Annotated in this window: 11 protein-coding genes; 9 read left to right on the top strand and 2 right to left on the bottom strand. The window is 68.0% G+C overall.

The features are described from left to right. Positions 1–99 precede the first annotated feature (99 nt). From VPA02S_RS01260 to VPA02S_RS01235, 6 genes are all read left to right on the top strand, one after another. Positions 100–549 (top strand): CHRD domain-containing protein, encoded by a 450-nt coding sequence (locus VPA02S_RS01260; RefSeq protein ID WP_012747337.1) that lies wholly within the window; start codon positions 100–102, stop codon positions 547–549. A gap of 59 nt (positions 550–608) precedes the next feature. Then, entirely contained in the window at positions 609–1,820 is a 1,212-nt protein-coding gene (locus VPA02S_RS01255; protein WP_062361580.1) for a patatin-like phospholipase family protein, read from the top strand. A gap of 57 nt (positions 1,821–1,877) precedes the next feature. After that, complete coding sequence (locus VPA02S_RS01250; protein WP_012747339.1) at positions 1,878–2,660, top strand: 3-hydroxybutyrate dehydrogenase; 783 nt, start codon at positions 1,878–1,880, stop codon at positions 2,658–2,660. Positions 2,661–2,785: 125 nt separating this feature from the next. Continuing rightward, entirely contained in the window at positions 2,786–3,793 is a 1,008-nt protein-coding gene (locus VPA02S_RS01245) for a tripartite tricarboxylate transporter substrate binding protein (RefSeq protein WP_062361577.1), read from the top strand. A gap of 43 nt (positions 3,794–3,836) precedes the next feature. After that, positions 3,837–4,310, top strand: a complete 474-nt coding sequence (locus VPA02S_RS01240; RefSeq protein ID WP_018902767.1) for a tripartite tricarboxylate transporter TctB family protein — start codon at positions 3,837–3,839, stop codon at positions 4,308–4,310. Positions 4,311–4,326: 16 nt separating this feature from the next. Continuing rightward, on the top strand, positions 4,327–5,835 hold the full coding sequence (locus VPA02S_RS01235; RefSeq protein WP_062361576.1) for a tripartite tricarboxylate transporter permease: 1,509 nt from the start codon (positions 4,327–4,329) through the stop codon (positions 5,833–5,835). Here the strand turns inward: VPA02S_RS01235 and VPA02S_RS01230 are convergent. After that, complete coding sequence (locus tag VPA02S_RS01230; RefSeq protein WP_062361565.1) at positions 5,822–6,784, bottom strand: bifunctional helix-turn-helix transcriptional regulator/GNAT family N-acetyltransferase; 963 nt, start codon at positions 6,782–6,784, stop codon at positions 5,822–5,824. The two genes, VPA02S_RS01235 and VPA02S_RS01230, sit on opposite strands and share 14 nt — an antisense overlap. A 151-nt stretch (positions 6,785–6,935) precedes the next feature. Here VPA02S_RS01230 and VPA02S_RS01225 point away from each other — a divergent pair, with 151 nt between their 5' ends. Further along, positions 6,936–9,329, top strand: coding sequence for a YgiQ family radical SAM protein (locus VPA02S_RS01225; protein ID WP_062361562.1), 2,394 nt, complete (start codon positions 6,936–6,938; stop codon positions 9,327–9,329). A gap of 5 nt (positions 9,330–9,334) precedes the next feature. Here the strand turns inward: VPA02S_RS01225 and VPA02S_RS01220 are convergent, their stop codons facing one another. Further along, positions 9,335–9,751: a DUF1294 domain-containing protein gene (locus tag VPA02S_RS01220; protein ID WP_244883323.1), complete on the bottom strand. Its 417-nt coding sequence runs from the start codon at positions 9,749–9,751 to the stop codon at positions 9,335–9,337. A gap of 81 nt (positions 9,752–9,832) precedes the next feature. Between VPA02S_RS01220 and VPA02S_RS01215 the strand changes: the two genes are divergently transcribed. Both VPA02S_RS01215 and VPA02S_RS01210 read left to right on the top strand, forming a co-directional pair. After that, positions 9,833–10,759, top strand: a complete 927-nt coding sequence (locus VPA02S_RS01215) for a hypothetical protein (protein ID WP_244883322.1) — start codon at positions 9,833–9,835, stop codon at positions 10,757–10,759. 103 nt (positions 10,760–10,862) lie between these two features. Then, on the top strand, positions 10,863–12,983 hold the full coding sequence (locus VPA02S_RS01210; protein WP_244883321.1) for an esterase-like activity of phytase family protein: 2,121 nt from the start codon (positions 10,863–10,865) through the stop codon (positions 12,981–12,983). Positions 12,984–12,985 lie beyond the last annotated feature (2 nt).

Raw genomic sequence — 12,985 nt, 5'->3', positions numbered from 1 at the left:
GCCCGCGCCCGGCCGCCAAAGTCGCGGTGGTGGCCGACAAGGCAAATGGCAAGGCCTGCCTATGCTGTAGCGGTTTTCATAACTCAGGAGATAAAGCTCATGACCCGATATGGCAGCTTTTTGCGCGCAACCCTCATCGCCGGCGTGGCCAGTGCCGCGCTGGCCGGTTGCGGAATGATGTCCAGGTCGAACACCGCGAGCTTCAGCGGCGCGATGAACGCCGCCAGCGAAGTGCCGCCCAACATGACGCGCGGCAGCGGCCTGGCGGAAGCCTGGCTCAACCGGGACACCAATGTCCTCAAGTACAAGATCACCTACAGCGGCCTGAGCGGCCCGGCTACCGCGGCGCACTTCCATGGCCCGGCGGCCGCGGGCGCCAATGCCGGCGTGGTGCTGCCCTTTGCCAACGCGGCCAGCCCGATCGAGGGCCAGGCCACGCTCACGCCGGCGCAGGCGGCCGACCTGATCGCCGGCAAGTGGTATGCCAACGTCCACACCGCCGCCAACCCGGGCGGCGAAATCCGGGGCCAGATGCTGCCCAAGATGTGAGGGGGCCAAGCGGCGCGCGGTCAGCTTGCGGTCTTCGCGCTGGTGTCAAATGACACCATATGACGACGAAGACGACCGGGAAGCCACGTGCCGCAAGCCAAAAAACCCTCAACAACACCTTCGAGGAGCGCCGCGAAGACATGCGCGCCGCGCGCAAGGCGCTGGTGCTGCAGGGCGGCGGCGCGCTCGGCGCCTACCAGGCCGGCGTGTATGCCGCGCTCAGCGAGACCGACCTGCAGCCGCACTGGATTGCCGGTGTCTCCATCGGCGCCATCAATGCGGCGCTGATCGCGGGCAACGCGCCCGAGAAGCGCGTCGACCGGCTGCGCGAGTTCTGGCACCTGGTGTCTTCGGGGCCGGCGCAGCGCCTGCCGTCATGGCTGGGCGACCGCGCCACGCAGAACCAGTGGAGCGCCAGCATGGCGATGCTGGTGGGCATTCCGGGCTTCTTCGAGCCGCGCTATTCGCCCGCGCTGCTGATGGGCGCCGCGGCGCCGCTCCTGAGCTACTACGACACCGCGCCGCTGAAGGCCACGCTCGAGCGCCTGGTCGACTTCGACCGCATCAACGCCTGCGAGGCGCGCTTCAGCGTGGGCGCGGTCGACGTGCGCACCGGCAACTCGGTGTACTTCGACAATACGCGCCAGCGCATCGGCCCCGAGCACATCATGGCCAGCGGCGCGCTGCCGCCGGGCTTTGCGCCGGTCAGCATCGACGGCGACGACTACTGGGACGGCGGCATCGTCTCGAACACGCCGCTGCAGTACGTGCTCGACATCCATCCGCGCTCCGAGCCGCTGGTGGTGCTGCAGGTTGACCTTTTCAATGCACGCGGCGAGATGCCGCGCACGCTGTCGGGCGTGATGGAGCGGCAGAAGGACATCACCTATTCGAGCCGCACCCGCATGAACACCGATGCGCTGGCCGCCAACCTGAACCTGCAGCAGGCCATTGCCGACCTGATCTCCAAGCTGCCGGCGCGCCTTCGCAATGACCCGTCGGTGCTGGCGGTGCAGGCCGAGCTCACGCACCACCCGATCGACATCTTCCACCTGATCTACCGCGACAAGCCCTACGAGGTCGAATCGAAGGACTACGAGTTCTCGCGCGCCGCCGTCGAAGAGCATTGGGAGGCCGGCGCGCGCGACATGCGGCGCACGCTCGCGCATCCCGAGACGCTGCGCAGCGACGCCACCGTGAACGGCGTGACCACCTTCGATCTCGGCGAGCCCGGCGTGGAGCGCGTCAAGCGCCCCGGGCTCTCGCGCTGAAGGCGCCCGATTCTTGCAACCCGTTTTTTCTTCTTTCCAACCTCAAGGACATTCACCATGCAACTCAAGGACAAGGTCGCCTACATCACCGGTTCGGCCAGCGGCATCGGCAAGGAGATTGCCATCCTGTTCGCGCGCGAGGGGGCCAAGGTCGTCATTGCCGACCTCAACAAGCAGGCCGCCGAGGCCACCGCGGCCGAGCTCCAGGCAACGGGCGCGCAGGCCCTGGGCGTGGCGGTGGACGTGACCAGCGAAGAGCAGGTCGATGCCTCGGTCGAGGAGGCCGCCAAGGCCTTCGGCGGCATCGACATCCTGGTCAGCAACGCGGGCGTGCAGATCGTTCATCCGGTCGAGGAATTCAGCTTTGCCGACTGGAAGAAGATGCTCGCGATCCATCTCGACGGCGCATTCCTCACCACCAAGGCCTGCCTCAAGCACATGTACGCCCAGGGCCGCGGCGGCAGCGTGATCTACATGGGATCGGTGCACTCCAAGGAAGCTTCGCTGCTGAAGGCGCCTTACGTCACCGCCAAGCACGGGCTCATCGGCCTGGCCAAGACGGTGGCGAAGGAAGGCGCGAAGCACGGCGTGCGCGCCAACGTGATCTGCCCGGGCTTCGTGCGCACGCCGCTGGTCGAGAAGCAGATTCCCGAGCAGGCGAAGACGCTCGGCATCACCGAGGAGCAGGTCGTCAAGAACGTGATGCTGAAGGAAACGGTCGATGGCGAATTCACCACCACCGACGATGTGGCGCGCGTGGCGCTGCTGTTCGCGGCCTTCCCGACCAATGCGCTGACCGGCCAGTCGCTGGTGGTGAGCCACGGCTGGTTCATGCAGTAGCGACGTCGCCGCGCCGCGCACGGCGCACGATGGTTCACCCTAATGTCTCCGGCGAGCGAACTGTGAGAAAAACCGGTTTGCCGTTCAATCGTCATACCAATGACTTTCGCCTAGGAGACAAAACCATGCGTGTTCGTTCCGCCGGCTTTTTTTCGCGCCGCTCCTTCGTGGCCCATGCGGCAGGTGTGGCAGCAGGGCTTGCCATGTTCGCCGCGGCAGCGCCTGCGGCGGCCCAGGCGTATCCCAGCCGGCCCGTCACGCTGATCGTTCCATGGGGTGCGGGCGGCGGCACCGATGCCACGGCGCGCATCATCGCGAGCCTGCTCGAAAAGGAACTCGGCCAGCCGATGACGGTGGTGAACCGCACCGGCGGCAACGGCGTGGTGGGCCATGCGGCCATTGCCGCCGCACCGCCTGACGGCTACACCATCGGCATGGCCACGGTCGAGATCGGCATGATGCATTGGCAGGGGCTGACGCCGCTGACCAGTGCCTCGTACACGCCGATCGGCCTTGCCAATCTCGACCCGGCCGGCATCCAGGTGCGGGCCGACGCGCCCTACAAGAACGTGGCCGAGTTGCTGGCGGCCATCAAGGCCAGTCCCGGCAAGCTCAAGGCTTCCGGCACGGGACAGGGCGGCATCTGGCACCTGGCCATCGCGGGCCTCTTGCGCGACCAGAAGATCGATCCCGCGGCCGTGCCGTGGGTGCCGAGCAATGGCGCGGCGCCGGGCCTGCAGGACGTGGTTGCGGGCGGTGTCGACATCGCGCCGGTCTCGCTGCCCGAGGCGCGTTCGCTGATCGATGCGGGCAAGGTCAAGAGCCTTGCGATCATGAGCGACAAGCCCTCGGCCCTCTATCCCAACGTGCCCACGCTCAAGGCGGCCATCGGCAGCGACTGGTCGATGGCGGCCTGGCGCGGCATCGTCGCGCCCAAGGGCCTGCCGGCCGACGTGCGCGACAAGCTGGCGGGCGCGCTCAAGAAAGTGGTGGCAAGCAAGGAGTACACCGATTTCATGGCCTCGCGCGGCTTTGGGGTGATCTATGCGGGCCCCGACGACTTCGCTGCCTACATGGCCAAGTCCGACGCCGAACTCGGCGCCACGATGAAGGCCGTGGGTATCGTCAAGTGAGCGCCGGACGGCGCGCGCGCCCGCCGGGCGGAGGTGCGGCGCGATGAAATTCAACGACGCGATCTTCGGCGCGATCCTGCTGGCGCTCGGCATCGTGGTGCTTGCCGTGGTGCAGGGCTATCCGGGCATACCGGGCCAGCAGGTGGGGCCTGCGCTGTTTCCGGGGCTGATTGCCGCGGGGCTGTGCGTCTGCGGCGCGATGCTGCTGGCCAAGGGATGGCGCGAACGCCATGCCGCGGCCTGGGTGCGGCTTGGCGACTGGGCCGCTTCGCCGCGTCACGTGCTGTCCGCCGCGCTGGTCATCGGCGCGGTGCTGTTCTACATGTTCGCCTCCGAGCGGCTCGGCTTCCTGCCGACTGCAGCGATCTCGCTGCTGGCACTGATGCTCGCCATGCGCGTGCCGCCGGGCCGTGCGCTGCTGATCGCGCTGGTTGCCGCGCTGCTGATCCATGCCGCGTTCTACAAGCTGCTGCGGGTTCCGCTCCCCTGGGGCGTCCTGATGCCCATCGCCTGGTAACCGGAAACATCCATCCATGTCCGCAGCACTCTTGCAGGCTTTCTCGATGGTCTTCGAGCCCTACACCATCCTCGTGATGGTGCTGGCCTCGCTCTATGGCCTGTTCGTCGGCGCGGTGCCGGGGCTGTCGGCCACCATGGCGGTGGCGCTGCTGGTGCCAGTCACCTTCTTCATGCAGCCGATCCCGGCCATTGCGGCCATGGTGACTGCCACCGCCATGGCCATCTTCTCGGGCGACATCCCGGGCTGCCTGCTGCGCATTCCGGGCACGCCCGCGTCCGCCGCCTACACCGACGAAGCCTTCGCGATGACGCGCAAGGGCATGGCCGAGACGGCATTGGGCGCGGGGCTGGTGTTCTCGGCCGTGGGCGGTCTTTTCGGTACGGTGGTGCTGATCGTGGCGGCGCCCGCGCTGGCCGACTTCGCGCTCAACTTCAGTTCCTTCGAGTACTTCTGGCTCGTGCTGCTGGGCCTGACATGCGCGGTGTTCATCACCTCCGACCGGCCGCTCAAGGGCATGATCACGCTGCTGCTCGGCCTGCTGGTGGCCTGTGTGGGGCTCGGCAATCCGGCGGGCTTTCCGCGCTTCACCTTCGGCAATGCCGAGATGACCGGCGGCATCGGCATGATCCCGATGATGATCGGCATGTTCGCCATCTCGGAGGTGATCCGCTTCGCGGTCGACACGCTGCCGCCGGGCGAGGTGGTGGTCGAGAAAGTGGGCAGCGTGCTCTCGGGCCAGTGGGCGCTGGCCAAGAAGTATCCGGTGCAGATACTGCGCGGCAGCCTGCTGGGCACGGCGGTGGGTGCGCTGCCGGGTGCGGGTGCCGACATTGCGGCATGGATGTCGTACGCCATGAGCAAGAAGTTCTCCAAGGAGCCCGAGAAGTTCGGCACGGGCCATGTCGAAGGCATTGTCGAATCGGGTTCGGCCAACAACAGCGCACTGGCCGGCGCGTGGATTCCGGCGCTGGTGTTCGGCATCCCGGGCGACTCGATCACGGCCATCGTGATCGGCGTGCTCTACATGAAGAACCTCAATCCGGGGCCGACGCTGTTCACCACCAATCCGCAGAACATCTATGCGGTGTTCATGCTGTTCATCATCGCCAACATCATCATGGTTCCGCTGGGCATCCTGTGCATCAAGGTGGCCAAGCGCATCCTGCGGGTGCCGCGCAACGTGCTGATGCCGCTGATCCTGCTGTTCTGCATCGTGGGCGCGTTCGCCATCAACAACTCGCTGTTCGACGTGGGCGTGATGCTCGTGGCGGGCATGGTGGCCTACCTGCTCGAGGAGAACGGCTTTCCCATTGCGCCGGCGATCCTGGGCGTGGTGCTCGGCGGCATGCTCGAAGAGAACTTCATCACCTCGATGATCAAGTCGGACGGCAACCTGGCCGGCTTCGTGTCGCGGCCGATTGCCGCATCGCTGGCGGCGGTGGTGCTGCTGGTGTGGCTCGCGCCCCTGCTGAAAAAGCTGTGGCTGAGGGGGCGGCGCACCGCTTCGTCTACTGCAGCTTGAGCGACCAGGTCTCGCCCACGAGCTGCTGACCGAAGCCTTCGTAGGGCTCGGCCTTGTCGAGCTTGAAGCCCCGCTTGGCGTAGATGGCGCGCGCGGCCGCCAGGCAGCTGTTGGTCCAGAGCACCATCTTGCGATAGCCCTTGGCGCGCGCGAAGGCGATGCATTCGTCGGTCAGGCGCGCGCCCAGGCCCAGGCCGCGTGCGGATGGCGAGAGCAGCAGCAGCCGCAGCTGGGCCGTGGTGGCCGACTTGCGCACGACGAAGATCGCACCCACGCGTTCGCCGTCGAGCTCGGCGATCCAGCACTTCTCCCATGCGGGCTGGAACTTGCGCACGAACTGCGCCACGATGTCGGCCACCAGGGCCTCGAACTCGCTGTTCCAGCCGTACTCGCGCGCATAGAGCTCGCCGTGCTGCTGCACCACCCAGCCCATGTCGCCGGGCAGCGGGTCGCGCAGCACGATGGTGCGCGTGCGCCCCGCAGGGGCCGCAGCGGGATCGAGCACCCGCTCGATGCGCGCCATGGCATCGATCACCTGCTGGCGCCCGTGCGCAGGCAGCGGCGCAAGCAGGGCGGCCGCCTCGTCACGCGATTTCTGTTGCAGCGGCGCAAATGCGGCGTGGCCGGCTTCGGTGAGGCGCAGCACGCTTTGGCGCGCGTCGCGCGGGTGCGGCGCGCGCGTGAGCCAGCCGGCCGCTTCGAAGCGGCGCAGGATGCGGCTCATGTAGCCGGCGTCGAGCCGCAGGTCGCGGCCGATCTCGCTCGCCACGGGCGTTTCCCGGTGGGCCAGCTCGTACAGCACCCTGACATCGGTCAGCGACATGTCGCTGCCAAGGTAGGGATCGAGCACGCCGATGCGGCTCGTGTAGAAGCGGTTGAAGCGCCGGATCGCCTTGACCGCGGCGGCGTCGGGCAGGGGCGAATTGTCCTGAATGGTTGCTGTTGTCATATTGATGGTTGACTGAGGCAACCATTTAAAAGCCTTGCCGCAGGCGCGTCAACAGCCGCTAACGCGACAGAAGTGGTGGAAAACCCTAAAATCGCGGGTTGCCCACTGCCGCGCCGTGCCCGCCAAGCCGCCGCGGCCAACTTCCCCACTGATGAACGCCCCCGTCGACGTCTCCTTTTTTGCGCGTGCCGCCAAGCCGCTGACCAGCTACCGCAAGTACTGGGCGGCCCGTTTCGGCACGGCCAAATTCCTGCCGACCACGCGCAAGGAGATGGACGCGCTCGGCTGGGACAACTGCGACATCATCGTGGTGACGGGCGACGCCTACGTCGACCACCCGAGCTTCGGCATGGCAGTGATCGGCCGCATGCTCGAGGCGCAGGGCTTCCGCGTGGGCATCATCGCCCAGCCCGACTGGCAGAGCGCCGAGCCCTTCAAGGCACTGGGCAAGCCGAACCTGTTCTTCGGCGTGACCGCCGGCAACATGGATTCGATGATCAACCGCTACACGGCGGACCGCAAGATCCGCAGCGACGACGCCTACACGCCCGGCGACGTCGGCGGTGCGCGGCCCGACCGCGCGGCCATCGTGTATTCGCAGCGCTGCAAGGAAGCCTGGAACGACGTGCCGATCATCCTCGGCGGCATCGAAGGGTCGCTGCGCCGCATCGCCCACTACGACTACTGGCAGGACAAGGTCCGCCGCTCGATCGTGGTCGACTCGAAGTGCGACCTGCTCTTGTACGGCAACGCCGAGCGCGCCATCGTCGAGATCGCGCACCGGCTGGCGGCCCGCGAGCCGGTGCACGAGATCACCGACGTGCGCGGCACCGCCTTCGTGCGGCGCGACACGCCCGCGGACTGGTTCGAGATCAACTCCACCAGCGTGGACGAACCCGGCCGCGTCGAAGCCCACGTCAATCCCTACCTGATGGTGTCCGAGCAGGCCAAGGCCAACGGCGCCACCTGCGCCAAGGAAGAAGAGGCCCAGGCCGTGGCGCAGGCCGCGGAGGCAGGCGCCGCGGTGAACCCGGCCATCAAGCCGCTGACCTTCGTGCCGAACCCTGCGCTTGCGCCGCGCGCAAGGATCAAGGTGCCGCCGCGCGACCGCAGCGTGATCCGCCTGCCGTCGTACGAGCAGGTTCGCGCCGACCCGGTGCTCTACGCCCACGCCAACCGCGTGCTGCACCTGGAGACCAACCCCGGCAACGCCCGCGCGCTGGTGCAGGCGCACGGCGAGGGCGCCACCGCGCGCGACGTGTGGATCAACCCCCCGCCCATTCCGCTCACCACGGCCGAGATGGACCACGTGTTCGACCTGCCGTATGCGCGCAGCCCGCACCCGCGCTACGCCGACGAGAACGGCAGCCACGACTGCGCCACCAAGATTCCCGCGTGGGAAATGATCCGCTTCAGCGTGAACATCATGCGCGGCTGCTTCGGCGGCTGCACCTTCTGCTCGATCACCGAGCACGAGGGCCGCATCATCCAGAGCCGCTCGGAAGAATCGATCATCAAGGAAGTCGAGGCCATCCGCGACAGCGTGAGCGGCTTCACCGGCACCATCTCCGACCTCGGCGGGCCCACGGCCAACATGTACCGCCTGGGATGCAAGAGCCCCGAGATCGAGTCGGCCTGCCGCAAGCCCAGCTGCGTGTACCCGGGCATCTGTCCGAACCTGGGCACCAACCACGATCCGCTCATCAAGATCTACCGCCGCGCGCGTGCGCTCAAGGGCATCAAGAAGATCCTCATCGGCTCCGGCCTGCGCTACGACCTGGCCGTGCAGTCGCCCGAGTACGTGAAGGAACTGGTGCAGCACCATGTCGGCGGCTACCTGAAGATCGCGCCCGAGCACACCGAGCAGGGCCCGCTCACCAAGATGATGAAGCCCGGCATCGGCAGCTACGACAAGTTCAAGCAGATGTTCGAGAAGTTCTCGGCCGAGGCGGGCAAGAAGCAGTACCTCATTCCGTACTTCATTGCCGCGCATCCGGGCACCAGCGACGAGGACATGATGAACCTCGCGATCTGGCTCAAGAAGAACGGTTTCCGCGCCGACCAGGTGCAGACCTTCTACCCGAGCCCGATGGCCACGGCCACCACGATGTACCACACCAACAAGAACCCGCTGCGCAAGATCACGCGCGAGAGCGAGACGGTGGACATCGTGCGCGGCGACAAGCGCCGCCGCCTGCACAAGGCCTTCCTGCGCTACCACGACGCCAACAACTGGCCGCTGCTGCGCGAGGCCTTGAAGAGCATGGGCCGCGCCGACCTGATCGGCAACGGCAAGCACCACCTGATCCCGACGTGGCAGCCGCTGACCGATGGCGGCTACACGAGCGCGCGGCGCAAGAACTCGACCTCCGCGCCGGTGGCGGCCAAGGCGTCGGCGCCGGTCAGGCTGGCGCCGGTGAAGCCCTCGAAGGGCCGCATCCTCACGCAGCACACGGGCCTGCCGCCGCGCGACAACGGTTCGGCGCCGGCGCCGCGCAAGGCCTCGGCCGGCCCGGTGCGCGGCAGCATCCGCAAGCCGCGCTGAGTTGTTCAGCCCGCGAGCAGGCTCGCGGGCAGCAACTTGCCGACCCAGGCCGCTACGGCGGCCATATTCAGCAGCACGGTGGCCCAGTACACCGCCATGAAGCTCGCCTTGCGCGACTTGTGGCGAAAGAGCCGCTGCGCGCACCACGCGCCCGGCCATCCCCCCGCCAGCGACAGCAGGTGCAGCGTGCTTTCCGCCGTGCGCCAGCGGCCGGCCTGCGCGGCGCTCTTGTCGAAGCCGTAGACGGCGAAGGCCAGCAGGCTGATCAACAACAGCACGCCCAGCGCAATGGGCGGCAGGCGCGTGGTCCACACCCCATACCCGAGCAGCCCCGCATAGCCGAGGAGCAGCACTGCGATGGGCAGCATCGACGACAAGGAAGACGAGGCCACCGGCTCGCGGCGCCGCCCTTGGCGCTTCATGGCGTGCGGGAAGAAGGAGGACACATGGCCGCGATTCTCCCTTGCCGGGGCGGCGGCCGTCTCTTGTGTATGGTGTGGTCCATGAGCAGTCCGTTCCATTTGCCGGCTCCATGGTTGCGCGCACAGGCGTGCGCCGTCCTGCTCGCGTTTTCCGCGCATGCCCCGGCGGCGTCGCCCGACACCTCGCCCGCACCGGCCTCGGCCTCGGCCGCGGCGCAGGCACTGCGCGCCACGCACCAGCGCACGGGTGCGAAGCTCGCGCAGAACGGCTTCGGGCGGCCCATCCAGCTGGACTCGATGGAGACGCCGAACGGGCTGCAGGGCGACATCTACGCGGTGGTGGACCACCCGCTGCCGGAGATCAGCGCCGCGCTCAAGGAGTCCGCCCGCTGGTGCGAGCTGCTCATGCTGCACGTCAACAACCGCCGCTGCCGCACCGGCACGTCGCCGCAAGGCGGCGAGATGCTGACGCTGTTCGTGGTGCGGCGCTACGACAAGCCGGTCGAACAGGCGTTCCAGCTGCCCTTTGCCTATCGCGTGGCCAGCGCGACGCCGGAGTACCTGTCGGTCGAGATGAATGCGGCCAACGGGCCGCTCGGAACCAGCAACTACCGCGTCATGCTCGAGGCGGTGGCACTCGACGGGCAGAAGAGCTTCCTGCATTTCGGCTACAGCTACGACCACAACATGATGGTTCGCATGGCCACCGAGGCGTACCTGGCCACCTTCGGCCGCAACAAGGTGGGCTTCACGGTGGTGGGCAAGGAGGCCGACGGGCAGCCCGACTACATCCGCGGCACGCGCGGGCTGGTGGAGCGCAATGCGATGCGCTACTTCCTCACGCTCGACACCTATCTCTCTTCGGGAGCCGGAGCGCCGGCCGAGCGGCGGGAACGTTCCTGGTTCGCCGCGGCCGAGCAGTATCCGCGGCAGCTGCACGAGGTCGACCTGGACACCTATCTCGCGATCAAGCGCGAGGACCGGCAGCGCGACGGCGCCGGCCGCTGAGCACGCGCATCCCCGGCTTCCTGCTTTCACTGGCTTGTCACACGCCGCGGCGCTAATCGCCGGGGCCTGTGCCTGTTGCACAGGCGCAAAACAAGGACAAGCGATGGCGAAGAAGACAAGAGGATCGAGGATGGGCTGGCTGGCGCTCGCGGGTGCCGCCGGTGCGCTGGTGGCTGCCTGCGGTGGCGGCAGCGGCGGCGGAGGAGGAGGGTGGGCATTTCCCGTGACGGGCGGTGGTGGTGGGAGCGGCACCACCAACCCGCCGGCTGCGCAATCGAAGACCGGCATCTTCCTCGACGCGGCCGTCGAGGGCCTCGACTACACCACAGGCGGCGCCGCCGCGGCCAGCACCAACGCGAATGGCGAATTCAGCTGCAAGGATGGCGAGACCGTGGCCTTCAGCGCCGGCGCGCTCGCGCTCGGCAGCGCGGCCTGCGGAGACGCGGTCACGCCGCTGACCCTGGCCGGCGGCACTGGCGTGAAGGCCGATGCGGTCGTCAATCGCCTGCTGGCATTGCAGAGCTTCGACGAGGACCGCGATCCCTCGAACGGCATCCGGCTGACGCCTGCGCTCAAGGCCGGATTGACGGCAGGCGCGCTCGATTTCGGTGCCTCGGCCGAGGCCTTCGACACCGCGCTCAATGCCGTGCTCGCCGCGCTGCCCGCGCCGTACGCCACGCGCACGGTCGACGCCGCCCGCCGCATGCTGGCGCGCGAGCACTTCGAAAACACCCTGGCCTCGCGCCTGGCCGCGCCCGTGACCGAAGCCGCCACCCAGGCCAACCAGCTCGGCGCCATCGGCATCGGCGTGACGCGCTACCAGCTGCAGGCCGACGCCCGTTTCAACGTGCCCTATGAAGGCGACAACGCCAGCATCAAGGCCGATTTTCCCCAGGGCTTCCTGCCGGCCTACGGCTCGGGGCTCGCGTTCAAGGGCAAGGCGGACGACGGCGCGCTCGAGTTCTATGCCATCACCGACCGCGGCCCGAACGGCGACGGCCCGACCGCGCCCGTGCCCGGCGGCAATGGCGCCACCAGCATCAGCAAGGTGTTCCCGGCGCCGTCGTTCGCGCCGAGCTTCGGCATCGTGCGCGTCGGCAAGACGGGCGCCGTGCTCGCCTCGAGCCTGCCGCTCAAGCTCGATGCCGGCAGGAAGATCAGCGGCCTGCCGCCGCAATCGGGCGTGGGTTCGACCGGCGAGACGCCGCTGACCGACCGCTACGTGTTCGACGCCGCCAAGGCCAACTTCGATGCCAACGGCCTCGACCCCGAGACGCTGGTGCTCGACAAGGCGCGCAACGTGCTGTGGACCAGCGACGAATACGGCCCCTTCATCGCGCGCATCAACATGGCGACCGGCGTGATCGAGAAGAAATACGCACCGGGCAGCGGCGCCGCCGACCTGCCGCTGGTGCTGTCGCAGCGCCGCCCCAACCGCGGCATGGAAGGTTTGACGCTCGATGCTGCGAGCGGCGTGCTGCACGGCTTCCTGCAGAGCCCGATCGATCCGCGCGATGGCAGCGGCAAGTCGATCAAGGCCAGGCCGCCGGGCGGCAGCAACACCGACGTGCGCCACATCGCGAAGTTCACGCGCTGGCTCGCCTTCGACCCGGCAACGGAAACTTCGAAGCTCTATGCCTACCCGATCGACGGCAGCCAGTACGACAAGGACCGCACCGGCAACGCCAAGCTCGGCGATGTGGTGAGCCTGGGCAACGGCCGCTTCATCGTGATCGAGCAGGGCGCGCGCAAGGGCGACGGCAAGGTGTTCAACAAGCTGATGCTGGTGGAGCTGCCGGCCAACGCGACGGACATCAAGGCCTTCGACCACAACCTGGAGATCAGCAGCATCACGCAGGCGCCCTCGGGCACCGCCGACTATTCGAGCGTGGTGACGATGCGCAAGACCGAGCTGCTCGACCTCAATGCACTGGGCTGGCTGGCCGAGAAGGCGGAGGGCCTGACGATCGTGGACGACCAGACCCTGGCGCTGGTGAACGACAACGACTTCGGCCTGGGCACGGTGCTGCTCGATGCCGGTGGCAAGACCCTGCCCGGCAGCGTCGAGGACTGCACGGCCGACGCCGGCGGCGTGCTCAGCGGCTGCCCCGCGGGCGCCACCGGCGCGCGCATCACGCGCGGCTCCGACCTGGAGCGGCCGACGCGCATCTGGCTCATCAAGCTCGACCGCAAGCTCGGCGAGCTGCGCCTGCCGGCGTCCTGAGG

It is taken from the genome of Variovorax paradoxus NBRC 15149 (assembly GCF_001591365.1).
GTDB lineage: Bacteria > Pseudomonadota > Gammaproteobacteria > Burkholderiales > Burkholderiaceae_C > Variovorax > Variovorax paradoxus.
The sequence above is the reverse complement of the archived record's forward strand: the minus strand, read 5'-3'. Positions and strand labels throughout refer to the sequence as shown.

What these genes read in the sequence shown, in the direction of transcription:
- VPA02S_RS01225 (WP_062361562.1), top strand. Translation starts at nt 6,936, where the DNA reads ATGAACGCCCCCGTCGACGTCTCCTTTTTTGCGCGTGCCGCCAAGCCG.
- VPA02S_RS01260 (WP_012747337.1), top strand. Translation starts at nt 100, where the DNA reads ATGACCCGATATGGCAGCTTTTTGCGCGCAACCCTCATCGCCGGCGTG.
- VPA02S_RS01235 (WP_062361576.1), top strand. Translation starts at nt 4,327, where the DNA reads ATGTCCGCAGCACTCTTGCAGGCTTTCTCGATGGTCTTCGAGCCCTAC.
- VPA02S_RS01220 (WP_244883323.1), bottom strand. Translation starts at nt 9,751, where the DNA reads ATGAAGCGCCAAGGGCGGCGCCGCGAGCCGGTGGCCTCGTCTTCCTTG.
- VPA02S_RS01215 (WP_244883322.1), top strand. Translation starts at nt 9,833, where the DNA reads ATGAGCAGTCCGTTCCATTTGCCGGCTCCATGGTTGCGCGCACAGGCG.
- VPA02S_RS01255 (WP_062361580.1), top strand. Translation starts at nt 609, where the DNA reads ATGACGACGAAGACGACCGGGAAGCCACGTGCCGCAAGCCAAAAAACC.
- VPA02S_RS01240 (WP_018902767.1), top strand. Translation starts at nt 3,837, where the DNA reads ATGAAATTCAACGACGCGATCTTCGGCGCGATCCTGCTGGCGCTCGGC.
- VPA02S_RS01245 (WP_062361577.1), top strand. Translation starts at nt 2,786, where the DNA reads ATGCGTGTTCGTTCCGCCGGCTTTTTTTCGCGCCGCTCCTTCGTGGCC.
- VPA02S_RS01250 (WP_012747339.1), top strand. Translation starts at nt 1,878, where the DNA reads ATGCAACTCAAGGACAAGGTCGCCTACATCACCGGTTCGGCCAGCGGC.
- VPA02S_RS01230 (WP_062361565.1), bottom strand. Translation starts at nt 6,784, where the DNA reads ATGACAACAGCAACCATTCAGGACAATTCGCCCCTGCCCGACGCCGCC.
- VPA02S_RS01210 (WP_244883321.1), top strand. Translation starts at nt 10,863, where the DNA reads ATGGCGAAGAAGACAAGAGGATCGAGGATGGGCTGGCTGGCGCTCGCG.